At 58.0% G+C, this 22790-nt stretch carries 21 protein-coding genes; 12 read left to right on the top strand and 9 right to left on the bottom strand.

The features are described 5' to 3' along the window. Positions 1-39: 39 nt before the first annotated feature. Entirely contained in the window at positions 40-474 is a 435-nt protein-coding gene (locus ACX3P5_RS22665) for a DUF2946 domain-containing protein (protein WP_458969446.1), read from the bottom strand. A gap of 232 nt (positions 475-706) precedes the next feature. On the opposite strand from ACX3P5_RS22665, the gene ACX3P5_RS22660 reads away from it, so the two are divergent. Then, entirely contained in the window at positions 707-1648 is a 942-nt protein-coding gene (locus ACX3P5_RS22660) for a D-2-hydroxyacid dehydrogenase (RefSeq protein WP_458969445.1), read from the top strand. 1 nt (position 1649) lies between these two features. Here ACX3P5_RS22660 and glsB read toward each other — a convergent pair whose 3' ends face one another. The 5 genes from glsB to fucO all read right to left on the bottom strand — a co-directional run bounded on the left by glsB (position 1650) and on the right by fucO (position 5966). Further along, complete coding sequence (glsB, locus tag ACX3P5_RS22655) at positions 1650-2570, bottom strand: glutaminase B (protein ID WP_262287735.1); 921 nt, start codon at positions 2568-2570, stop codon at positions 1650-1652. Positions 2571-2672: 102 nt separating this feature from the next. Further along, positions 2673-3872, bottom strand: a complete 1200-nt coding sequence (locus tag ACX3P5_RS22650; RefSeq protein ID WP_233988648.1) for a CynX/NimT family MFS transporter — start codon at positions 3870-3872, stop codon at positions 2673-2675. Between the two features lie 196 nt (positions 3873-4068). Then, a complete protein-coding gene (locus tag ACX3P5_RS22645) occupies positions 4069-4239 on the bottom strand; it encodes a hypothetical protein (protein ID WP_233988649.1) in 171 nt (56 codons plus the stop codon). Between the two features lie 107 nt (positions 4240-4346). Beyond that, positions 4347-4520, bottom strand: a complete 174-nt coding sequence (locus ACX3P5_RS22640) for a GhoT/OrtT family toxin (protein WP_008924737.1) — start codon at positions 4518-4520, stop codon at positions 4347-4349. Positions 4521-4817: 297 nt separating this feature from the next. Next, complete coding sequence (fucO, locus tag ACX3P5_RS22635) at positions 4818-5966, bottom strand: lactaldehyde reductase (protein WP_233988650.1); 1149 nt, start codon at positions 5964-5966, stop codon at positions 4818-4820. A gap of 277 nt (positions 5967-6243) precedes the next feature. On the opposite strand from fucO, the gene ACX3P5_RS22630 reads away from it, so the two are divergent. Then, positions 6244-7887, top strand: coding sequence for a dihydroxyacetone kinase subunit DhaK (locus ACX3P5_RS22630; protein WP_458969444.1), 1644 nt, complete (start codon positions 6244-6246; stop codon positions 7885-7887). Positions 7888-7901: 14 nt separating this feature from the next. On the opposite strand, the gene ACX3P5_RS22625 is transcribed toward ACX3P5_RS22630, so the two are convergent. Continuing rightward, positions 7902-8780, bottom strand: coding sequence for a LysR family transcriptional regulator (locus ACX3P5_RS22625; RefSeq protein WP_458969443.1), 879 nt, complete (start codon positions 8778-8780; stop codon positions 7902-7904). 239 nt (positions 8781-9019) lie between these two features. Between ACX3P5_RS22625 and ACX3P5_RS22620 the strand changes: the two genes are divergently transcribed. After that, on the top strand, positions 9020-9568 hold the full coding sequence (locus ACX3P5_RS22620; protein ID WP_233988653.1) for a YbhB/YbcL family Raf kinase inhibitor-like protein: 549 nt from the start codon (positions 9020-9022) through the stop codon (positions 9566-9568). 685 nt (positions 9569-10253) lie between these two features. Here ACX3P5_RS22620 and proP read toward each other — a convergent pair. Both proP and ACX3P5_RS22610 read right to left on the bottom strand, forming a co-directional pair. Then, positions 10254-11720: a glycine betaine/L-proline transporter ProP gene (gene proP / locus ACX3P5_RS22615; RefSeq protein ID WP_233988654.1), complete on the bottom strand. Its 1467-nt coding sequence runs from the start codon at positions 11718-11720 to the stop codon at positions 10254-10256. A gap of 315 nt (positions 11721-12035) precedes the next feature. Continuing rightward, on the bottom strand, positions 12036-13214 hold the full coding sequence (locus ACX3P5_RS22610; RefSeq protein WP_458969442.1) for an aminotransferase class I/II-fold pyridoxal phosphate-dependent enzyme: 1179 nt from the start codon (positions 13212-13214) through the stop codon (positions 12036-12038). Positions 13215-13465: 251 nt separating this feature from the next. Between ACX3P5_RS22610 and ACX3P5_RS22605 the strand changes: the two genes are divergently transcribed. From ACX3P5_RS22605 to ACX3P5_RS22565, 9 genes are all read left to right on the top strand, one after another. After that, the gene (locus ACX3P5_RS22605; RefSeq protein WP_336756356.1) at positions 13466-14245 is read left to right on the top strand and encodes a MetQ/NlpA family ABC transporter substrate-binding protein; all 780 of its coding nucleotides are present in this window, start codon (positions 13466-13468) and stop codon (positions 14243-14245) included. After that, positions 14242-15267: a methionine ABC transporter ATP-binding protein gene (locus tag ACX3P5_RS22600; protein WP_233988656.1), complete on the top strand. Its 1026-nt coding sequence runs from the start codon at positions 14242-14244 to the stop codon at positions 15265-15267. Before ACX3P5_RS22605 ends, ACX3P5_RS22600 begins: the two co-directional genes overlap by 4 nt. Continuing rightward, a complete protein-coding gene (locus tag ACX3P5_RS22595) occupies positions 15260-15928 on the top strand; it encodes a methionine ABC transporter permease (protein WP_458969441.1) in 669 nt (222 codons plus the stop codon). The genes ACX3P5_RS22600 and ACX3P5_RS22595 overlap by 8 nt, the downstream gene beginning before the upstream one ends. A 3-nt stretch (positions 15929-15931) precedes the next feature. Continuing rightward, positions 15932-18247 carry a molybdopterin-dependent oxidoreductase gene (locus ACX3P5_RS22590; protein WP_458969440.1) on the top strand — a complete coding sequence of 772 codons (2316 nt, stop codon included), beginning with the start codon at positions 15932-15934 and terminating at the stop codon, positions 18245-18247. Between the two features lie 134 nt (positions 18248-18381). Further along, entirely contained in the window at positions 18382-19401 is a 1020-nt protein-coding gene (locus ACX3P5_RS22585; RefSeq protein ID WP_233988659.1) for an isopenicillin N synthase family dioxygenase, read from the top strand. Between the two features lie 16 nt (positions 19402-19417). After that, positions 19418-20221 carry a MetQ/NlpA family ABC transporter substrate-binding protein gene (locus ACX3P5_RS22580; protein WP_233988799.1) on the top strand — a complete coding sequence of 268 codons (804 nt, stop codon included), beginning with the start codon at positions 19418-19420 and terminating at the stop codon, positions 20219-20221. Then, complete coding sequence (locus tag ACX3P5_RS22575; RefSeq protein ID WP_458969439.1) at positions 20214-21002, top strand: methionine ABC transporter ATP-binding protein; 789 nt, start codon at positions 20214-20216, stop codon at positions 21000-21002. Before ACX3P5_RS22580 ends, ACX3P5_RS22575 begins: the two co-directional genes overlap by 8 nt. After that, positions 20990-21658, top strand: a complete 669-nt coding sequence (locus ACX3P5_RS22570) for a methionine ABC transporter permease (RefSeq protein ID WP_233988661.1) — start codon at positions 20990-20992, stop codon at positions 21656-21658. Before ACX3P5_RS22575 ends, ACX3P5_RS22570 begins: the two co-directional genes overlap by 13 nt. Before the next feature lie 9 nt (positions 21659-21667). Beyond that, on the top strand, positions 21668-22741 hold the full coding sequence (locus tag ACX3P5_RS22565; RefSeq protein ID WP_233988662.1) for an iron-containing alcohol dehydrogenase family protein: 1074 nt from the start codon (positions 21668-21670) through the stop codon (positions 22739-22741). The last annotated feature ends 49 nt before the right edge of the window (positions 22742-22790 follow it).

Raw genomic sequence — 22790 nt, 5'->3', positions numbered from 1 at the left:
AACAGAGCTTCTGACGCCATAACGCGTAAGAAGTCGGGGTCAAAAAACAGTGAGGTTCAGCGTCGGCAACGGAGGCGCACGGGGACGATGGGTACGCAGAAAACGTCGCCGCCGCGGTGGATTGATTGCGGGCGGCGGCGGTGTCCGGCAGATCAGACACATCCACCAGATAAGCGGGGTAAACACCCACAGCATCAGCGGGACATGAATCAGTAAATCACAGTAGCCACAGGCGAAACCCGGCTCCATCATCATGTCGTGACCTGGCATCGACATGTCGCTGTGCTGCGCCATCATCGTCCTGTCGCTGTGATGATGCATCATCGGCATCTCGTCACTGATGGCGGACAGACGCTGCTGGCTGGCGTGATGCTCTGCCAGATTTTTGGATACCATCGGCGCAACAAACAACAGCAGCACGGCCAGGATCGCAATACCGGCAGTGAGTCGTTGTCTGAAGGCAGTTCTATGCATGATTTACATCAGGGTCAGGGGTCACCATTGAGGGCGGCAGTGTAACGCGAAGGGGGTAAAAGGGTTAAATAAAGTGGCGATAATCCTGAAAAAATTCGCACAGTTTGAACATATTCACTTTAATTCCGCTGTCATTTAACCTGTTCGTTACTCATGAAATACATAAGACTAACATTGCTGCGCAACCAGACGCTGACTGGAGGCGCTTATTGCTGTTAACAAAGGATGAAATATGAAAATCGTGATGCTGGATGGTGAAACGTTACCGCTGCCGCTAACCGCACCGCCAGGCTGCAGTGACTGGCAGGTGCGTGGTCATACCGCAGAAAACGCCATCGTAACGGCGCTGCAGGATGCCACGGTGGCGATCACCAACAAAGTGCCGCTGCGTGCCGCCACGCTGGAGCAACTCCCGTCGCTGCGGTTTATCTGCGTTGCGGCGACCGGCTATGACTGTATCGATATTGATGCCTGTCGCGCGCGCGGCATCGTGGTAAGCAACGTGCCGGGCTACTCGACACAGAGCGTGTCGGAAGGCGTGATTGCCGCCATTTTTGCCCTGCGTCGTCAGTTACTGGATTACGCCACCAGCACGCGTACCGCGTGGCCTGAAGCGCAACATTTTTGTCTGCATCGCCAGCCGATTCAGGACATAGGCGGCGCGACGCTGGGCATTATCGGCAAAGGTGACATTGGTCAGGCCACCGGAAAACTGGCGCAGGCGTTGGGCATGAAGGTTCAGTTCGCCGAGCGCAAAGGCAGTACGTCGCTGCGTGACGGCTATGTCAGTTTTGAACAGGTGCTGGCGACCAGCGATATCCTCTCGCTGCACTGTCCGCTGAGCGAACAGACCCGACAGCTGATCGACCGTGAGGCGTTAAGTCAAATGAAGCCGCAGGCGCTGTTGATCAACACCGCGCGCGGCGGGCTGATCAACGAGGAGGATCTGGCAGAGGCGCTGCAACAGGGCCGGATTGGAGGAGCAGCGCTCGACGTACTGAGCAGCGAACCGCCTGCCGCCGATAATCCGCTGCTGCGGCCTGGCCTGACTAATCTGCTGCTTACGCCGCATATCGCCTGGGCCAGTCAGAGCGGCGTGCACAATCTTTTGCAGGGCATCACTGCGAATCTGGTGGCCTTTAGTCTGGGCCAGCCGATCAATGTGGTGAGCTGATTCAGAAAATCGAACGACCCAGTTTATCGGTCAGACACTCCAGCGCGGCAGTTCCGGCCAGCGAATTGCCCGCGCTATCCAGTCCGGGTGACCAGACCGCGATGCTCATCTCTCCGGGAATGACCGCAATAATCCCGCCGCCGACACCTGACTTTGCGGGCATACCGACGCGCCAGGCAAACTCGCCTGCGCCATCATACATGCCGCTGGTGATCATCAGGGCGTTAATCTGCCGTGCCTGACGAGGGGTAATCATCCGGCTGCCATCCAGCGTCACTCCCTGATTCGCCAGATAGACAAAACTGCGCGCCAGTTCGATACAGTTCATCGACAGCGAGCAGTAGTGGAAATAGGTTTGCATCACGCTGGTGACGTCGTTATCAAAATTCCCGAACGATTTCATCAGCCAGGCGATGGCGGCGTTGCGCGCGGAATGCTCGAACTCGGAGCGGGCGACGTGGCGATCGTAATTGATATCCGGCTGCTGACTCAGCTGACGCACGATCTCCAGCATCCGCTGACGCGGGGCGGTCAGGCGGCTCTCCAGCAGGTCGCAAATCACCAGCGCACCGGCATTGATAAACGGATTGCGCGGCTTGCCCTGTTCCAGTTCAAGCTGCACCAGCGAATTAAACGGCTGGCCCGACGGCTCCTTGCCGACCCGCTGCCAGATTTCGCTGTCGTCATAGCGGGTCAGCGCGACGGTCAGTGACAGCGCTTTGGAGATCGACTGAATCGAAAAGCGGGTTTCCGCATCGCCCGCCTGATACAGCGTGCCGTCGCGCAGGCAGACGGCAATCCCTAAGTGGTCAGCGGCAACGTCCGCCAGCGCCGGAATGTAATTGGCCACTTTCCCCTGATGCACCAGTGGACGCACCTGGTCCAGCACTTCCTGTAGCAGTTCATGACTCAGATCGGACACGCACGCTTCTCCCGTCGATAATGGCTGGCCGGGATGATGAGTCTCCGCGGCCAGCGAATCAAGGCTAATTTTTGCCGCTGTGAACCATGCCGAAGCGCAGCTTCAGCTGATGGGCTTCGACTGAGCGGCGAGCGGAGCCAGCAACATCTGCAGCAGGCTCAGCCCGGTCAGCAAGGTGAAGGGTAAGGTCCAGTTGCCGCTGTAGTCGTGCAGTACGCCAAAAAACAGCGGCCCGAGCGCCGCCAGCGCGTACCCGACGCACTGCGCCATACCCGACAGCTGTGATGCCTGGCGGTGGTTACGGGCCCGCAGATTAAATAATGAGAGGCAGAGTACCAGCGACGCGCCCGCGCCGAGCCCGGCCAGCGTCAGCCAGGCCAGCGCCGCCTGCGGCAGCAACAGCAGGCCCAGCATCCCGAGAAAGATGGCGGTGGAGGCAATAAAGGCGGTCAGCCGGGCATCCCTGACCCGCTTCAGCGCCACCATGCAGCCAAGATTGGCGACGATCGCTATCGCCTGATACCAGAACAGCAGCCATCCCGCAGCAGCCTGACTAAAACCATTGGCCTGGGCATAGAGCGTGAACCAGTCAATCAGGGTATAAAACGCCAGCGACTGCAGCGCCATAAACAGCGCAATCTGCCAGCCACCGGGCGACCGCCAGGGATGACGATGCGCCACCGTATCTGAGGCGGGCGGCAGCGTGGTGGCGTGACGGCGTAACAGCGGCAGCCAGGCGATCAGCGCCACCAGCCCCGGCAGCGCCCAGACCACCAGCGACAGACGCCAGCCCGCCGGCGACAGCTGACTCAGCGGCACCGCCACGCCCGACGCCAGGCTGGCGGTAATTGACATGGTGGCGGCATAAAGACCGATATATTTCGCGGTGCGGGCGGTAAAGTCGCGCTTGATCAACGGCGGAAGCAGCACGTTCGCTGCCGCGATGCCGGCACTCAGCAGCAGCGTGCCGCCCCATAATGCCGCTTCGGCAGGCAGCCAGCGCATCAGTGAACCCACAGTAATCAGGCACAGCGCGCCCCATAAACTGCGTTCCAGCCCGATACGGTTGCCCAGCCAGGCCGCCAGCGGCGCCAGCACAGCAAACAGCATCAGCGGGATAAAGTTAAACAGGCCCGCTTCACCGGCGGTCAGGCCAAACGTCAGGCGAATATCCTGCAGCACCGGACCCACAGCGGTTATCGGCGCACGCAGGTTAGCGGCAGTGAGTAGCAGAACGAACAGAAAAAAAGCGGCACTGGAAAAGCGCGGCTGAGAGGTGGAAACGTGTTGAGCTGGGGTCATCAGGATAATCGTCACGGGCAGCATTGCTGCGGGGGCGTTGATTAACGTTAACGCTTACGCATCAGAATTGATGTCTGGACGCTACTTTACTGACCGCTCTTACCGCTGTAAAGCCTTGTTATCCGTTCATATTTGCGCCGTCACGCTTTAAGCCACCTGCACGCCATGATGCAGCAGCAGGTGGCGGCGCAGCGGTTCAGTGAAATTCAGGTTCCGGGAAGTGGCCGCAGTCGTTTTGGCTGGGATTGGTACCGGGTGGGCAGGTTTGCTGGCGGGTTTCACCGGCGGGCACCGGTTTTTCATTACCCGGTTGGGCACTACAGGCGGTCAGGGCAGTGATCACCATCATCAGGCTGAGAAAACGCATATCCGCTCCTTAATTGAGATTTTCATGAGCAAACAAACGTCGGTGGCCAGGCGATATCCGGCCAGAGGCGTATACCCTCAGTGTGGTGGGAAAGGGTAAATTGTCAATTAAAACAGGGCAAACATCAGCGCGACCGGGAAACTCATCGGCCAGGTTGCGCCGACTAAAAATGCGCTCAGCAGTTTAATGCTCAGTTTATCTTTAGCGATAAAGAAGGTGATCAGCGTAGCGACCAATGCAACAACGGCATAAAAAATTAGCATACCCTGGTACAGTGTCATCGATCTCTCCGCAGCGTCATTAAGGTTTTCGCAGCGCATGATGCGGATTTTTGTGATCCAGATCAAGTCAAACACCCTTAAAAATCTAAAGAAACTGCACGCTAAACGGGGCAGTAAAATGAGGAAAGATCGGGCGATTTCAGGCTGAAACCGGGCGGTTAAAAAGCGGTTGAGGCGTTGCCGGCTGCCGTTGGCTGAGGTGAAAGCGTTGTGGCGAAGCAGAATTAAGGAACCGGCCCGCAACAGCAGGCGGACCGGTTTACATGCCACCCGCAGCGCGGGCGGCAACAATCGACGTTAGCTCTGAAGATACAGCGCCATCACCTCGTCCAGATTTGGCTCACGCGGGTTACCACCGGTACAGACATCATCCAGCGCCGCCTGGGCCAGCGCGGCAATATCCGCATCCTGCAGGCCAACTTCCCGCAGTGAGCGTGGAATGCCGACATCACGGCAGAGCTGCCTGACCGCTTCCACCGCCGCCTGCCGCGCCTGATCGAGCGACATCGAATCCACCTGCTTCACGCCCATTGCGCGGGCGATATCGCGATATTTCTCGCCGGTTGCCGGCGCATTCCACGCCATCACCTGCGGCAGCAAAATCGCGTTGGCCACGCCGTGCGGCACGTTATAAAACGCGCCCAGCGGATGCGCCATGCCGTGCACCAGCCCCAGCCCGACGTTGGAGAATCCCATGCCGGCCACATATTGTCCCAGCGCCATCTGCTCCACCGCGTCGATGTTGCCCGCCACCGAGTCACGCAGCGAGTGGCTGATAATCTCGATCGCCTTGAGGTGCAGCATATCGGTTAACGCCCAGGCACCACGGGTAATGTAACCTTCTATCGCGTGCGTCAGGGCATCAATGCCGGTCGCAGCTTTGAGCGAGGCGGGCATACTGGCCATCATCTCGGCATCAATAATCGCCACTTTAGGAATGTCATGCGGATCAACGCAGACAAATTTGCGGCGGTTCTCTTCGTCGGTGATGACGTAGTTAATCGTCACTTCCGCCGCCGTACCAGCGGTGGTCGGAATGGCAATAATCGGCACGCAGGGGTGGCGAGTGGGCGTGACGCCTTCAAGGCTGCGCACATCTTCAAACTCAGGATTATTGATAATGATGCCGATCGCTTTGCTGGTGTCCTGCGGTGAACCGCCGCCAATGGCGATCAGATAGTCGGCACCCGACCGTTTAAAACATTCCACTCCTGCCTGTACCACCCGAATGGTAGGGTTCGGGACAACCTCATCATAGAGTGCCCAGTCGAGCTGATGTTGCGCCAGTAAATCGGTCACCCGCTTGAGTGCACCGGCTGCCACCAGCGCTTTATCCGTGACGATTAGCGCTTTACGCATACCACGACGCTGAACCTCTTCCGGTAAATGGCGTAACGCACCTGCGCCAAACCAGGCGGTCTCATTCAGAATCATACGTTGGGTCATCAAAACATCCTCTGTTAACAAATGAATTTTTACCTTCCGTGTTTAATCAGTGCAGTTCTGCGCATAAGCTCTCAGAAAAAGGTAAAGACATTTGATAAAAATCAATCAATTAACGAAAAGTGTTTCGACTGGCGGGCAGACGTGCTGCAGACCGCCCGGTGTGTCGTGTGCCGAACTGTCTGATTTCTGCGCTTAGCGGCGTGAATTTCCCCACGTCTTCTTTGGCTGTGCAACACTTCGTCAGGAGCAAACCGACACTTTCAGAAGAGGAAAAGCCATGACCCGGTTCGTAATGAACAAAAAGGATGACCTTGTTGATAGCGCGTTAGATGGCATGATTTACGCCAGCCCGTGGGGCAATCTGGTGCGGCTGGCGGTTGCGCCACGCATCCGTATCGTGATGCGCAAAGATTGGCAGAAACAGCAGGTTGCGCTGATTTCCGGTGGCGGATCGGGCCATGAACCGGCGCACGTCGGGTTTATTGGTAAAGGGATGCTGACCGCTGCGGTGTGCGGCGATCTGTTTGCCTCGCCAAGCGTTGATGCGGTGTATAACGCCATTATCAATCTGACCGGTGACGCGGGCTGCCTGCTGATCGTCAAAAATTACACCGGTGATCGGCTCAACTTTGGCCTGGCGGCGGAGAAAGCGCGTAAGGCGGGCTTTAAGGTCAATATGGTGATTGTGGGTGATGATGTCGCTTTGCCCGACAATCCTCAGCCGCGTGGAGTCGCCGGGACTCTGCTGGTGCATAAAGTGGCCGGTTTTGTCGCTGAACGCGGTGACGATCTGGCGGCAGTGACCGAGGCCGCTGAGTCCGCCAGCCAGGCGATCGCCAGCATGGGCGTGGCGCTGTCGAGCTGTCATCTGCCGGATGAACAGAGCGGTGAGCGCGTGCCGGAGGGCAGCGTTGAAATGGGGCTGGGTATCCATGGTGAACCGGGCGTGGACGTGCTGAAAACGCAGAACAGCGAGCAAATTGTGCAGCATCTGCTGGAGAAAGTGATGCAGAAGGGCGATGCGCAACAGCCGCGGGCGCTGCTGGTCAATAATCTCGGCGGCATGTCGGCGCTGGAGATGAGCCTGGTCACCCGTGACCTGATTGCTTCGCCACTTAGCCAGCAGGTCAGCTATCTGATTGGACCCGCGCCGCTGATGACGGCGCTGGATATGAAAGGCTATTCCGTCACCAGCATGACGCTGACACCTCTGTTTGAAGAGGCGCTTTGCGCGCCGGTAGAGGTCACGGGCTGGGTGAAGGCGATTAAACTCAGTCCATTACAGCCGGTTAGCGCAGAGAAGCAGGTGACGGAACAGGCCGCCACGCCTTCAGAGAATCCGGCTGTCGCCCGCATAGTGAACCGCATTTGTGAAACCCTGATCGCCAGTGAAAGTGAACTGAACCAGTTGGATGCGCAGGTGGGCGACGGGGACACCGGATCGACCTTCGCCGCCGGTGCGCGCCAGATCCAGCGCGAATGTGCGGACAACCAGCTGCCGCTCAACACATTACCCGATCTGCTCGCGGTTACCGGAGAACGGCTGGCCACGGTGATGGGCGGTTCCAGCGGCGTGCTGATGGCCATTTTCTTTACCGCCGCTGCGCAGCAACTGGCCGAAGGCGATGCCCTGCCCGCCGCGTTGCAGCAGGGGCTGGAAAAAATGAAGCAGTATGGTGGGGCGCAACAGGGCGATCGTACCCTGATCGATGCGCTGCAACCGGCGATTGAAGCGATGATGGCAGGCAAATCGCTGGCGGAGGTAGCTGCCGCGGCGCAACAGGGCAGCGACGCCACGGCGACTATGGGGCAAGCCAAAGCGGGACGCTCATCCTACCTCAACAGCGACAATCTTAATGGCGTACCCGATCCTGGTGCCGTGGCGGTAGCGCGGGTGTTTGCCGCTCTGAACAAGGGTTAACGCTGGCGGCGCGGTTAAGCAAGCAATCGCGCCTGTAAAAAGGCCAGTAACTGACGGTTTACCTCACTGCGCTGACGGTGCTGGGGGTAAACCGCATTCAGCGCCAGCGACGGCGGATGAAACGGTTCCAGCACCGTCACCAGTTCGCCCCGTTGCAGCGCCTGACCAACAATGAACTCGGGCAGCAGGACCAGCCCTAAGCCCGCCAGCGCCGCATCCCGTAACACTTCACCGTTGTTGCTGACCATCGGCCCCTGTACCGCCAGCCATTTCCCTTTGCCGCTGACCTGTAACTCCCAGCCGTTCTGACCTTCCCGGCCATAGCGCAGACAGGCGTGTTGCAGCAGTTCATCCGGCTGTTGTGGCGTGCCGGCCCGGGCCAGATAGGCCGGACTGCCGCAAATGACCCGTTTCAGCCCGCCTAACGGACGGGCAATCAGCGTGGAGTCGGCCAGTGCGCCAATGCGGATCGCCATATCAACCCCTTCACCAATCACATCGACATAGCGGTCGGCCAGTTCAATCTGAAACTGCAGTGCCGGATGCTGGCTGAGAAACTCCGCGATCAGCGGCGAAAGATGATTCATGCCATAGGACATCGGCAGATTAATGCGAAAGCTGCCGCGCAGCGTCTGACGCTGTTCCGATACCGCCAGCTCCGCTTCCTGAATGTCATCGAGAATGCGCTGGGCGTGTTGTGCGAACAGCAGACCGGCATCGGTTACCGACAGTTTGCGGGTATTACGAATCAGCAGGCGTGCGCCAAGCGAGGCTTCCAGCGCGGCCATACGGCGACTCACATACTGCTTCGATAACATTAACTGGTCAGCCGCTGCGGTAAAGTTGCCTGCATGAATGACGGCGACGTAGATCCGGAGGTCTTCGATCTGCATTGTTCCTGCTTCCGGGCGTCAAGGCTGTGCATTGCCTTGTTTATTAATCAGAAGCGTTAACTTATATCGATTAAATCGCCAAAGGACAACGGCGTCGCGATCGGCAGGGCAGAGCAGACCGATCCCGGCGTTAAAGCCGCTAAATCTTTCAAAACCGTTATATTTAAGCAGCAGCAACCGGCAACAAGCCGCCAGACTGCTGCAAATTACCCTGATAAAACCCTGTAAAGGAGCGACTGGTGAAGAAATTACTCTGTGCAATGATGCTGGCAACGCTGCCTGTGACTACCCTGGCAGCATCGGTATTTACGTTGCAGTCAAAAGATTTCAACGATAATGCGCTGCTGGATAAAAAGTTTGCCGGTGCGAATAAAAGTAATCCGTCCTGCACCGGCGAGAACATTTCGCCGGAACTTAACTGGTCTGCCGTTCCTGCCGGCACCCGCAGTCTGGCCCTGCTGATGACCGATCCGGTGGGCGCTAAAGGGCTGGGCGTGACGCATATGGTGGCCTATAACATTGCGCCAGATCGCAACGCCTTTGCTCAGGGTGAGCTGACGCAGGGCAAAGGATATACCGGCGGCAAAAATACTCCCGGCACTCAACACTACTACGGGCCCTGTCCTCCGGCGGGCAGCGGTCTGCATCACTATAACTTCGTGCTGATTGCGACCGATCTGCCGGCCGGCCAGCTCAAAGCCGGGTTAACCCATCAGGAGCTGCTGAGCCAGCTTAAAGGGCACGCGATTGGCGCGGCCAGTACCGTGGGCCGCTTCAGTAATGAGTAACATTCGGTGAACAGGCTGCCGCCAGGGGCGTAACGGCACGGCAGCCCAGGCGGTGAGTCGTCGCTGAAAATCTCGCGGATGCGCTGGGCGATATAAGCGGTATAGGTTTCCAGCGCAAAAGGGCCACTTTCCAGCCTCTCAACCACCGCCTGCGGGTTATCGCGCTGCCGCGCCATGCAGATAGTGCCACTTAACGGCTTCCGGCGTCAGGATGGCGTTGCGGATCACCTCATCATTGGCTTCAGTCGGCTCGTCCCAGTAAGCCCGCACCGGCGCCCAGGCGTCACCCGGCCCTTACAGATCAGCGTTGCCGTTTTGTGAGATCAATCCGCTGACCCGTTCGGGATAAGCCAGCGCCAGCCGCACCGTAATCGGAAACAGAGATCGCATAGCGCTCAAGCCCTAACGCATTGACCAAGGCGGTCGGCGTCTGGCCAGAGGCATCGAAAGTCTACGGATAGTGGCGCTCTGCGGGCATGTCGGTAAAGCCGAAAACGGGCAGAGGTGAATAATGTGGAATTTATCAGCCAGCAGCGGAATTAAATCGCGGAACTGATGAGACAAGGTGGGAAAAGCGTGCAGCAACAGCAGGGCAGGCAGCGCCCGTTTCAGGCAGGCGAATCCGGCGGGGAAGTCACGGACGACAGAGAAAAAAACACCCTGCTAAAGCAGGGTGTCGGTCAGGTTATTTAGCCGGTGTCGCTGCGGGCTTGTGGCGTTTGCGCAGCTTATCAATCAGGCGCTGCGCTTCGGCTTGAGTGGCCACCGCAGGCGATGAGCCGCTCAGCGGCTGACGAGCGGTTTCACGCACCGTCAGGATAGTGATCAGACCAATCACACCGGCGCCCATCATATAGTAAGCGGGCATCATGTTGTTTTTGGTGGTATCCACCAGCCAGGCGGTGATCAGCGGCGTGGTGCCACCGAACAGCGATACGGACAGGTTAAAACCGATCGCCAGTGCGCTGTAGCGAATGTCCGTGGTAAACAGCGCAGGCAGCGTCGAGGGCATGGTGCCGCTGAAGCAGGTGTGCAGCACGCCCAGAATCAGCAGCCCGCCGAATACCGCCCACATATTACCGGAGCCGATCAGCATAAAGCTGGGGATTGCCAGCAGGATCAGACCCACTGCACCAAAACCAATGACCGGACGACGACCAATGCGGTCGGTCCAGCGTCCCCACAGCAGCGTCAGCGGCATCATCACAAACATCGCTACCATCACCAGCAGCAGGCCGCTCAGTTCAGGCAGACCCAGTACCCCGGTCAGATAGCTCGGCATGTAGGAGGTCAGCATATAGTTCGAGACGTTAAACAGCAGCACCAGGCCGATACATTTCAGCATCGGCGCGCGGTATTTGCTCAGCATCTGCATCAGCGTCAGACGCGGCTTGCTCTGCTCCAGCGCCTCCTGTTTTTCCATATGCTGCTGGAAGGCTGGCGTCTCTTCCAGTTTCAGACGGACATAGAGCCCGAACAGACCCAGCGGCGCGGCGATAAAGAACGGCACGCGCCAGCCCCATGACATCATCGCTTCATTCGACATCAGGGTTGTCATCACCGTGACCAGACTGGCGCCCAGCAGATACCCGCCGATGGTGCCAAACTCCAGGAAGCTGCCCATAAAACCACGGCGTTTATCGGTGGAGTATTCCGCGATAAAGGTCGCTGCACCACCATATTCACCGCCGGTAGAGAAGCCCTGAATCAGACGCGCCACCAGCAACAGGATCGGGGCCATGATGCCTATCGACGAATAGGCCGGGATCAGCCCGATACAGAAGGTGCCGATCGACATCATGATCATGGTCATCGCCAGCACTTTCTGCCGGCCGATACGGTCGCCGAGCGGGCCAAACACCAGGCCGCCGATCGGACGTACCAGGAAGGCCGCAGCGAAAGTACCAAAAGTGGCGATCAACTGAACCGCGTTATTGGCATCCGGAAAGAAAACTTTGCCGATAATCACGGCGAGATAGCTGTACACGCCGAAATCAAACCACTCCATCGCATTACCCAATGCGGCAGCGCCCACGGCACGCTTCAGCATGTCGTTATCGATCACGGTAATGTCATCAACAGTCAGCTCTTTTTGCTTCCTGTTCCAGAAGTGTTTCTTTGGATGTTCAGACGATGAGTTTCTGGTGTCCATATTCTCCTCAAATGCTTCAAATAAAGGAGTCTTATAGCTTTCGCAGCCGCAAAATAATGTTCAGAAGAAACCGTGGAAATGAAAGCTATAAGAAGCCGAATAATAGTTAAGCGAAGCGGCTGGTAACCGCAGCCGCCAAACCTTAGACCATTATTGTAAGTTATTGCAAGTTTTCGGAGTAAATAACCGCAGTTCCTGACAAATGCAGCAGGGTCTGTTTGTTCACCCCTGCTTACGCTTATCAATATTTTGTAACCAAACTGCAAATTTTATTATCAAAATGGCTGGCGCTGATTATTAATGTTCCGCATCAGATCAGCCAAATAATTTTAGCGCCGCAACGCGATCCAGGGCGCGCATAATTAAATCCGTCTCTGCAGTAAGGCTGATGCGAATATAGTGTTCACCCGCCGGACCGAATCCTTCACCAGGCGCGACCAGCAGATGCGCCTGCGCCAGTAACAGGGCGGCAAACTGCTTACCGGTCATGCCGGATGGCGTGGCAAGCCAGAGAAAAAAGGTGCCCTGACGGGACCGCACCGGCCAGCGCAGGTCGGCCAGCTTAGCCAGCACCTGCACCCGTCGCTGATGCCAGCATTCGGTCAGTTGCCCGATCTGTTCAGACGGTAGCCCCAGCGCGGTGATGGCGGCATCCTGCACGGCACCATAGACCGTGCTGTAACTGTGGGTATGCAACTTTTTAAACGCCGCGATGATCGAGGCATTGCCAACGGCAAAGCCAATCCGCCAGCCAGCCATCAGAAAGCTCTTCGACAGAGTATAAATTTCCACTCCCCATGCTTTAGCGTCAGGCTGAGCGAGCAGGCTGATCGGCTGTTCGCCGCGCTGGCTGCCGAGAGTGGCATAGGCAAAGTCGTGCACCAGCGGCACATGGTGCTGACGGGCAAACGCCAGCGCGGCGGCAAACAGCGCGGGCGTTGCCAGTGCGCCGGTCGGGTTATGCGGATAGTTCAGCAACAGCAGCCCGGCACGCGCCGCTATTTGCGCCGGGACGGCCTGGAAGTCAGGCAGGAAATCGTGGCGCGCCTCCAGCGGAATGCCGTAAAAATCCGCATTCGCCTGGCGGGCCGCTGAGCGATAAAGCGGATAGCAGGGATCGGTGGAAATCAGCACCTCGCCCGGGTTGAGCAGCGCGCGCGGCAGGCCGTTAACCGCAATATGCGCTCCCTGAAACACCGCAATTTCGCTGTCAGGATCGAGCGTCACGCCGTACTGCCGCTGATAAAAGTCAGCAATCGCCCGGCGCAGAGCAGGTTTGCCCCAGAAAGAGGGGTATTCATGATTTTCAGGCTGCGCCGCGGCTGCCTGCAGGGAAGCAATAATGTCGGGTGGTGTCGGCTGGCGCGGACTGCCCGAAGAGAGATCGATTAACGGCAGGTGCGGGTCATCGAACTGCGCCGCCTGCTTTTCCAACAGACTGAAAAGGTTTTCCTCCAGCCCTGCCACCATGTCCGATGCTGCAAACTCCGCCATAATATCCCCGAAAAGTGTCTGCTAAACGGCAGAGCATGACACAGCCGGGTTATTCCTTTTTAGCAGAAATAACACTATCGATTGCCGTTAAATGAATTTCCGGCAGACAACTATCGTTAGCATAAAAAAGCCAAAGCGACGGGCGGGTTTTAACTATTCCTGATTACAGCGGCTGTGATTAAATCAATTTTTCTCACAATAATGAATAAGGTTTTTTTATGCGCATCAGTTTTAAGGGAACGTGGTATTTAATGGTTGCCGCCGCAACGCTCATTTCCGCCGCCCATGCTGCGGAAGAAAAAGTGATTCGGATTGGCTTTAATCCCGGCCCCTATAAAGAGCAGTTTGAAAAGGGTGTTGCGCCCTGGCTAATTAAGCAGGGATATAAAATCGAATATAAAGATTTCAGCGATGGTATTCAGGTTAATGACGCGGTACACCGTGGCACTATCGATGCCAATATTATGCAGCATCCGGTCTATCTTAAATCGGTTAATGATCGGCTCGGCATCGATAATGTTGGCATTGTCCAGGTGCCGACGCCACCGATGGGGCTCTATTCTGAGCGCGTCAAACAACTGCCCACGCCAGCGCCGGGTATGACGGTTTCGGTGCCTAATCAGCCCTCTAATGAATATCGCGCCGCGCTACTGCTACAGAGCATCGGCTGGCTGAAGATCACGCCTGACAGCGACGCAGCGACATTTTCACAGAAAAACATCAGCGAAAACCCGTACAAGATCGTGCTGAAAGAGATGGACAACGCGCAGCAGGTGCGGGCGTTGCCGGACGTCGATTTTGGCGTGATTCAGGGCAATTTCGCCGTATCAAGCGGCATGAAGCTGAGTTCAGCGCTGAAGCTGGAAGCACCGACCAGCCAGTTTATTAACGTGGTGACCGTCGCCGGTAAGAATAAACAGGCGGCGTTTGCCCGCGATATTATTGCCGGCTATCACTCAGCGGCATTCAGACAGTATATCGTCAGCGATCCGCAATATAGCGGCTATCTGCTGCCAGATTATTTCAAATGAGCCAGCCAACTATCGTCTTTCGCCAGGTGAGCAAAACCTTCTCACGTAATGGCGTTGAGGTTAAGGCGCTGGATAACGTCAACCTGACCATTAATCAGGGCGACATTTTCGGCGTTATCGGCACCAGCGGGGCCGGAAAAAGTACCCTGCTGCGGTTGATCAATCATCTGGAAACGCCGACCACAGGCACGGTTGAGGTGCAGGGCGAAGCGTTACAGGGCGTCAGTAAAGCGCGTCTGAATCAGGTCAAAAAGCAGATTGGCATGATTTTCCAGCATTTCAATTTACTGAATGCCCGCACGGTTTTTCATAACGTGGCGATCCCGCTGATTTTACAGGGGCGGGATAAGGCATTTATTACCGCACGGGTCGACGAACTGCTGGCGTTCGTCAACCTCAGCGACAAGGCCCACAGTTATCCGGATGAACTCTCCGGCGGTCAGAAACAGCGCGTCGGGATTGCCCGCGCGCTGGCAACTAATCCCGCCATTCTGCTGTGCGACGAAGCCACCTCAGCGCTGGACCCACAGACCACGGTGCAGATTTTGCTGCTGCTGCAGGAGATCAACCAGCGCTACGGCATCACCATCGTTCTGATCACGCATGAGATGTCGGTGGTGCAGAAAATCTGCAACAAGGTGGCGGTGATGGCGCAAGGGCGGATTGCTGAACAGGGTGAAGTGCTGGCGCTGTTTGCCGATCCGCAACAGTCGGTCAGCGCCAGCTTTGTGCAATCGGTGATCCACGATCGGCTGCCACAGCAGACGCTGGCGCTGCTGAGCCAGCAGCCGAATCTGCAGTCCCTGCGGCTGGAGTTCGTCGGCAGCACCGCTCAGCAGCCGATTATCCATCATCTGATCCGCAATTTTGCCGTCGAGGTCAATATCCTGTTCGCCAATATGTCGGAAGTGCAGCGCACCATTCTCGGCTTCATGATCGTTCAGCTCAGCGGGGAGCCGGCACAGATCGCGGCGGCAAAGGATTTTCTGACCGCAACAGGAGTGAAAATTAGTCATGTCTGATCTGTTTGATACGGCGGTTACCGGCGACCAGTTTTTGATCGCCTTGCAGGACACGCTGGTGATGGTGGGCGTATCGCTGGGGTTTGGTTCGCTGCTCGGCCTGCCGCTGGGCGTGATTCTGGTGATTTGCCGTCCCGGCGGCATCATGCCGAACCGGCTGGTGCATCAAATCCTCAATCCGCTGGTGAATATTATCCGTTCACTGCCGTTTATTATTCTGCTGATTACTATTCTGCCGCTGACGCGGCTGCTGGTGAACACCACTATCGGCACCGCCGGAGCCATCGTCCCGCTGGTGATTTTTATCGCGCCCTACATTTCCCGGCTGGTGGAGAGTGCACTGCTGGAGGTCGATGAGGGCATTCTTGAATCCGCTAACGCCATGGGTGCCACCACCTTTCAGACCATCTGGTACTTCATGTTGCCGGAAGCGGCCGCCTCTCTGGTACTCGCGCTGACCACGGCCACCATCGGCTTGCTGGGCGCGACCGCAATGGCCGGCACGGTAGGCGGCGGTGGGATAGGGGATCTGGCGATCACCTACGGCTACCAACGCTTTGATGCCTTTGCCACCCTTACCACCGCGCTGGTGCTGATCGTTATCGTTCAGCTATTACAAACCCTGGGGACGCGCCTGTCGCGTCGTATTCGCCGCGAGTAGCCAATGAAAAACAGTGATTTAGCCGTAATGCACTGGGGGACTTATCACGTCACCACCGAAGAGGGGCGGCTGACGGCGGTAACCCCAGTGGCGTGGGATCGCAATCCTTCTCTGATTGGTCAGTCGCTGCCGGACGCGATACACAGTGACACGCGGGTGAAGTATCCGGCGGTGCGGCTGGGTTACCTGCAGGGTAAGCCCGCATCGCGCCAGTCACGCGGCAAAGAGCCGTTTGTTGAGGTGAGCTGGGATCACGCGTTACAGCTGGTGGCGGATGAGCTGGCACGGGTGCGGCAGCAGCACGGCAATCAGGCCATTTATGCGGGCTCTTACGGCTGGTCGAGTGCCGGACGTTTTCATCATGCGCAGAGTCAGTTGCACCGCTTCTTCAACGGTTTTGGCGGCTATACCGCCAGCACCAACACCTACAGCATTGCCGCCGGTGAACGCACCTTACCGCATATCCTCGGCGATCTGGACACGCTGCAGCGTCAGCACACCCACTGGCCGGTACTGGCGCAGCATTGCGAACTGTTTGTCGCGATCGGCGGATTGCCGCTGCGCAATGCTCAGGTCAATGGCGGCGGGGCCAGCGATCATGCGCTGGCGCACTGGCTGACGACGCTGCGCCACAACGGCACCCGCTTTATCAATATCAGCCCGGTCAGAAACGATTTGTCGGCGGTGCCGGATGCGGAATGGCTGGCGATTCAGCCGGGCTCCGATACCGCGCTGTTGCTGGCTATCGGTCAGGTGCTGATTGCGGAATCCCGCTATGACGCCGACTTTGTTGCCCGCTACACGGTGGGATTCGAGGAGTATGCCGCTTATCTGACTGGCGAGCGGGACGGCGTGGTAAAAACCCCGGAATGGGCCGCGCCGCTGACCGGATTAGCGGCGGCGCAGATCCGCCAGCTGGCGCGGCAGATGGCGGAAAGCAAAACCATGGTCAACATTGCCTGGTCGGTGCAGCGTGCGCGACAGGGTGAACAGGCGTTCTGGGCGGCGGTCGCGACGACGGCGCTGCTGGGCCAGATTGGCACCGCGGGTGGCGGGCTGGGTTTTGGCTATGCCTCCACCAATCTGGCGGGTGCGGCCCGGCGTCAGTTTTCCGGTCCCCGGCTGCCTGCCGGTCACAATCCGGTGCAGCAGAACATTCCGGTGGCCCGTATTGCGGACATGCTGCTGAATCCTGGCGGCAGCTATGCGTTTGATGGTCAGCAGCGGACCTACCCGGATATCCGGCTGGTCTACTGGGCGGGCGGCAACGTTTTCCATCACCATCAGGACCTTAATAAGCTGATCCGCGCCTGGCAGCAGCCGGATACCATTATCGTGCATGAGCAGTTCTGGACTGCCCAGGCGAAGTTTGCCGATATCGTGCTGCCCGCCAGCACTTCGCTGGAGCGCGAAGATATCGGTAGCGCCAGCAATGATGGTTTTATGATCGCCATGGCGCAGCATCTGCCCCCGTTTGCCGGATCGCAGTCTGACTATGCGATTTTTGCGGCGCTGGCGGAACGGCTGGGCTTCGCCGGGCATTTCACCGAAGGACGCGATGTACGCCAGTGGTTAGCGGCCATTTACGAGGCATCGCGCCCACGCGCTGCGGAGCAGGGCATTATGCTGCCCGACTTCGAAACGTTCCGGGCCGCCGGCAAGCTGGAATATCCGCTGCCCGATACGCCACAGATCCTGTTGCAGGCGTTTCGTGACGATCCTGATGCCGCCCCGCTGACCACGCCTTCGGGCCGGATTGAGCTGTTTTCGCAGACGGTTGCCGGTTTTGGCTACGCCGAAGCGCCAGGGTTTGCCTGGTGGGACCCGGACGAATATCAGGCGCAGCAGCAGGAGAAGCAGCAGTGGCCACTGCATCTGCTCTCCAGCCAGCCGCGTACCCGGCTGCACAGTCAGTACGATCACGGGCGTATCAGCCAGCAAACCAAAATTGCCGGACGCGAGCCGCTATGGATGCACCCGGATGACGCCGCACCGCGCGGCATCAGCGAAAACAGCATTGTGAAGGTGTTTAATGGGCGCGGCGCGGTGCTGGCCGGTGTGCATCTGACGCGGGATATCCGGCCTGGTGTGGTGCAGATGTCGACCGGCGCCTGGTATGACCCGCTGGATAAGGAGAGCGACCAGCCGCTGGATAAACACGGCAATCCTAACGTGCTGACCCGTGATTGCGGCAGCTCGCGGCTCGGGCAGGGATGCAGCGCCCAGACCTGCTTTGTCGATATCGAGCGTTATGACGCGCCGCTACCCGCTATCACCGCCTGGCAGCCGCCGGAATTTGTCCGGTGGCCCGCAGAATAATCACTGAATATTGAGACGGTTAAGAATAATCGCGATATTCCCGCCGTCTGAATATCGATTGCAGGATTAGTTGGTAGTTAAACCCTGGATGAACTGGCAAGGTTAATTCATTCCATGCCAACAGGGTGTTAATAATGAGTGAGTCAGCGTCATCATCATTACCGATCATTGATTTCGCGCTATTGTCCGGTAATAAACAGCAGCAGCAACAGTGTCTGGAAAAATTAGGCCAGGCAGCGCGCGATGTCGGTTTCTTTTATTTAATTAATCACGGCATAGATACTGAATTATTAAATGCGGTACAGCGCGTCGCCCGGGATTTTTTTGCGTTACCCGAGCAGGACAAATTATCGGTCAGAATGGCTAATTCGCCCCATTTTCGCGGCTATAACCTTGCCGGTGTTGAAATTACCCGTAGCCAGCCTGATTTCCGCGAACAGTTTGATATTGGTGCTGAACGCGAGGCGCTGCCGGTGACTGCGGATTCTCCCGCCTGGCAGCGGATGCAGGGACCGAACCAGTGGCCCGCCGCGCTGCCTGAGCTACAAACGGTGGTGACCCACTGGCAGCAGGAGATGACTTCGGTGGCGCTGGAACTGCTGCGGGCCTTTGCCGAAGCGCTGGACCTGCCGCGTCACGCCTTCGACAACCTCTATGGCGACTACCCCAACGAACACATCAAGCTGATCCGCTATCCTGGCCGCACCGACAGCGAATCGCGTCAGGGCGTAGGTGCGCACAAAGACTCCGGTTTTCTGACGCTGCTGCTGCAGGACGACCAGCCAGGCTTGCAGGTGGAAGTCACGCCCGATCGCTGGGTTGACGCCTCGCCGCTGCCCGGCGCTTTTGTGGTGAATATCGGCGAACTGCTGGAGCTGGCGACCAACGGCTACCTTCGCGCTACCGTGCATCGGGTGGTATCGCCTCAGCAGGCCAGTGAACGACTCTCTATCGCCTTCTTCCTGGGCGCGCAACTGGATGCCGTTGTACCGATCTATCAGTTGCCGCCGTCGCTGGCCCGGCTGGCGCAGGGACCGAGCAGCGATCCCCAGAATCCGCTGTTACGTGAAGTAGGCTGGAACTACCTCAAAGGCCGGTTACGTTCCCATCCGGAAGTCGCCCAGCGTTTCTACCCTGAACAAACTCAACACTGATAATAAGAGATAAATGATGATGAAAAAGCGCTTCTTAGCCCTTGCCGGGCTGACTTTACTGATTGCTCAGAGTTTGCAGGCGGCGCCATTACGCATCGCGGCCGATCCGGTACCACACGCGGAAATTCTGGAGTATGTCAAAACCCTCGATCCGGCACTCGATTTCAAAATCGTCGAGCTGAGCGGTGGCGTCAATGCCAACGAGCTGCTGGCATCAGGTGATGTCGACGCCAACTATTTCCAGCATCTGCCTTATCTGAAAGATCAGGAAAAAGCGCTGGGGAAAACCTTCGCGGTGGCGGCCAGTGTGCACATTGAGCCGCTGGGCATTTACTCGCATAAAGTGAAAAGCCTGTCGGCCCTGCCGCAGGGTGCCAGCATCGCGGTGCCGAACAACACCACCAACCTGAGCCGGGCGCTGTGGCTGTTGCAGGACAAGGGGCTGATTAAACTGGCTGCGCAGGGCGAAGCGGGATCAACGCTGGTGACGCCAAAAGATATCAGCGACAACCCGAAGCAGATCAAAATCATTGAGATTGAGTCGCCGCAGCTGCCCCGGGCGCTGGATGATGTGGATGCGGCGGTCATTAACGGCAACTACGCGCTGGAGGCGGGGCTGACGCCCGCGAAAGATGCGCTGGGACTGGAGTCAGCGAATCACAATCCGTATGCCAACCTGCTGGTGACCACGCCTGAGCTGGCGAAAGATCCGCGTATTCTGCAGCTGGCGAAAGACCTGCGCTCACCGCAGGTGGCTGACTTCATCCGCAAAAATTATCACGGCTCGGTGATCCCGGTGGCGGACCCGCAGCATGATTAAACTTTCTCATCTCAGCAAACACTATCCCGGCGCGGCAACCCCCGCGCTGGATGATCTGTCGCTGACCATCGAAGAGGGGACGATTTTTGGCATTTTAGGCCGCAGCGGTGCCGGAAAAAGTACGCTGCTGCGTTGCCTGAACCGGCTGGAGAGTCCCTCCAGCGGCCAGATTGAGATTGATGGGCAGGATATTGCCGCCATGAGCCTGGCGCAGTTGCGCCAGCAGCGGCAGCAGATGGGGATGATCTTTCAGCACTTTAATCTGCTGCACTCGCGCAACGTACACGACAACATCGACCTGCCGCTGGAGATCGCCGGTATAGCGCCCGCCGCGCGGCGTCAGCGGGTCAGTGAACTGCTGCAACTGGTGGGGCTGGAGCACTTTGCCCGCGCCTGGCCGTCGCAGCTTTCAGGCGGGCAGAAACAGCGGGTTGGTATCGCCCGCGCGCTGGCGGCCAGGCCGCGTTATCTGCTGTGTGATGAAGCAACCAGCGCGCTTGACCCGGAAACCACCGCATCGATTCTGGATTTACTGGCGGATATCCAGCAGCGGCTGAATATCACCATTGTGCTCATTACCCATGAGATGACGGTGGTAAAACGCATCTGCGACGGTGCCGCGCTGCTTGAACAGGGTCGGCTGGTGGAGAGCGGTTCACTGAGTCAGATCATGGCACGTGAAGAGGGACGGCTGCGGCAGATGTTGCTGAAGGATGGCGCAGCGGACCGGGCTTTTATCGAAAAATATCAGCGTGGAGCCTTAACCCGATGCGTAGCCTGACCAGCGATCGTTTTCAGCAACTGCTGCTGAACGCCACCGGAGAAACGCTCTATATGGTGCTGCTGGCGGCGCTGTTTACCGTGGCGATCGGTTTACCGGTTGGCGTCTTACTGTTTCTGACTCGCCCGCAAGGCATTCTGCCCAACCGGCCAGTTTCATGGCTGCTGAATGCGCTGGTGAATACCGGCCGGGCGCTGCCGTTTGTGGTGCTGTTGATCGCGCTGATTCCGTTTACCCGCTTGCTGGTCGGCACCACGCTGGGCAGTACCGCCGCAATTGTGCCGATTACCCTTGGAGCCTTTCCTTTCTTTGCCCGCATCGTCGAGAACGCGCTGGATGAGGTGGATCGCGGACGGATTGAAGCAGTGGTGTCGATGGGCGGCACGCTGTGGCATATCGTCAGCCGCGTGCTGCTGCCGGAAGCGTTACCGGCGCTGGTGGCGGGCATTACCCTGACCATTGTGATGCTGATTGGTTTCTCGGCGATGGCCGGTGTGGTGGGCGGCGGTGGATTAGGCGATCTGGCGATCCGTTACGGTTATCAGCGTTTTGACAATCAGATCATGGCCGCCACCATCGTGGTGCTGCTGGCGCTGGTGATGCTGATTCAAAAACTGGGCGATCGGCTGGTCCGCTCGCTGGCCTATCGTCGCTAAGGAGCACTGATGTTTCGTGTTATGTCACCGAAAGGCTATCTGCAACGTCCCGGCCTGCGGGCTGAGGTGGGTGAAATCATCCGGCCGCTGGCCACGCACATTCATATCCTGACCTCGCCGCGCGCCTGGCAGGCGGTCAACCCTGAGCTGAGTATCAGCCTGGAGCGGGCCGGCATACGCTGGCAGCTCGACTACCTATCGGGAGAATGCACCGATGCGGCGATTGCCGATCTGCAGCAGCAGGTGCTGACGCACGGCGCATCGCTGATTCTGGCGATCGGCGGCGGCCGGGTGCTGGACTGCGCCAAAGCGGTCAATGATGCGTTGCCGCAGGTACGGCTGGTGAATATGGCGACGGTGGCGGCGACCTGCGCCGCCTGGTCACCGCTGGCGATTATTTATAATCAACAGGGCGGTCATCTGCGCAGCCAGCCGCTCAGCCATATGCCGGAGTGGATTCTGGTGGATAGCGAGGTGATTGCCACCAGTGATGTGCGTTATCTGCGGGCCGGCATGGTGGATGCGCTGGCGAAATGGATTGAGTTTGAACCCTATCAGCGCCAGAGGCCGCACCAGCTGGCGCTGGATTTAAAAGTCAACGCCGCGCGGCAGGCGCTGGAGTGGTGCGATCGCTGGGGCGAGGCGGCCGTAGAGGCTAACATCGCCCGGCAGGTGACACCGGCGCTGGAGAAGATTATCGAAGCCAACATTGTGCTGGCTGGCCTGGCAAACAGCATTCAGGACAGCATGGCAACGCCTGGCTTTGCACATGTGATCCACGATCGGCTGACGCATCAGCCTGAACTTCATCACTGGCTGCACGGTGAAAAGGTGGGCTTCAGCCTGCTGGTGCATTCATTGATCGAGCAGGATAACGGGCAGGTTGAGCCTTCACTGCTGTCGCTACTGCGGCGTTTCAACAGCCCGCTGACGCTGCCCGACACTCTCACTGACGCTGCGCTGCGGCAGATCGCCCAGGATATTCATTTCCCCGCTGCCAGCCTGGCAGATCTCCCTTTCAGCATCGACGCGCATAAGCTGGAACAGGCGTTGCGGGCGACCGCTGAACAGGCGCGACGCTGATTCCCCAATAAAAATGGCGGCCCGCAGGCCGCCGAATCCTCAACCACAA

This window comes from Pantoea sp. S-LA4 (assembly GCF_054482835.1).
Note: the sequence above shows the minus strand (reverse complement) of the source record. Positions and strands in the feature narration are given on the sequence as shown.

Coding starts and splice junctions, on each gene's coding strand:
- ACX3P5_RS22665 (WP_458969446.1), bottom strand. CDS start 474: ATGCATAGAACTGCCTTCAGACAACGACTCACTGCCGGTATTGCGATC.
- ACX3P5_RS22660 (WP_458969445.1), top strand. CDS start 707: ATGAAAATCGTGATGCTGGATGGTGAAACGTTACCGCTGCCGCTAACC.
- ACX3P5_RS22650 (WP_233988648.1), bottom strand. CDS start 3,872: ATGACCCCAGCTCAACACGTTTCCACCTCTCAGCCGCGCTTTTCCAGT.
- ACX3P5_RS22645 (WP_233988649.1), bottom strand. CDS start 4,239: ATGCGTTTTCTCAGCCTGATGATGGTGATCACTGCCCTGACCGCCTGT.
- ACX3P5_RS22640 (WP_008924737.1), bottom strand. CDS start 4,520: ATGACACTGTACCAGGGTATGCTAATTTTTTATGCCGTTGTTGCATTG.
- fucO (WP_233988650.1), bottom strand. CDS start 5,966: ATGACCCAACGTATGATTCTGAATGAGACCGCCTGGTTTGGCGCAGGT.
- ACX3P5_RS22630 (WP_458969444.1), top strand. CDS start 6,244: ATGACCCGGTTCGTAATGAACAAAAAGGATGACCTTGTTGATAGCGCG.
- ACX3P5_RS22625 (WP_458969443.1), bottom strand. CDS start 8,780: ATGCAGATCGAAGACCTCCGGATCTACGTCGCCGTCATTCATGCAGGC.
- proP (WP_233988654.1), bottom strand. CDS start 11,720: ATGGACACCAGAAACTCATCGTCTGAACATCCAAAGAAACACTTCTGG.
- ACX3P5_RS22610 (WP_458969442.1), bottom strand. CDS start 13,214: ATGGCGGAGTTTGCAGCATCGGACATGGTGGCAGGGCTGGAGGAAAAC.
- ACX3P5_RS22605 (WP_336756356.1), top strand. CDS start 13,466: ATGGTTGCCGCCGCAACGCTCATTTCCGCCGCCCATGCTGCGGAAGAA.
- ACX3P5_RS22600 (WP_233988656.1), top strand. CDS start 14,242: ATGAGCCAGCCAACTATCGTCTTTCGCCAGGTGAGCAAAACCTTCTCA.
- ACX3P5_RS22595 (WP_458969441.1), top strand. CDS start 15,260: ATGTCTGATCTGTTTGATACGGCGGTTACCGGCGACCAGTTTTTGATC.
- ACX3P5_RS22590 (WP_458969440.1), top strand. CDS start 15,932: ATGAAAAACAGTGATTTAGCCGTAATGCACTGGGGGACTTATCACGTC.
- ACX3P5_RS22585 (WP_233988659.1), top strand. CDS start 18,382: ATGAGTGAGTCAGCGTCATCATCATTACCGATCATTGATTTCGCGCTA.
- ACX3P5_RS22580 (WP_233988799.1), top strand. CDS start 19,418: ATGATGAAAAAGCGCTTCTTAGCCCTTGCCGGGCTGACTTTACTGATT.
- ACX3P5_RS22575 (WP_458969439.1), top strand. CDS start 20,214: ATGATTAAACTTTCTCATCTCAGCAAACACTATCCCGGCGCGGCAACC.
- ACX3P5_RS22570 (WP_233988661.1), top strand. CDS start 20,990: ATGCGTAGCCTGACCAGCGATCGTTTTCAGCAACTGCTGCTGAACGCC.
- ACX3P5_RS22565 (WP_233988662.1), top strand. CDS start 21,668: ATGTTTCGTGTTATGTCACCGAAAGGCTATCTGCAACGTCCCGGCCTG.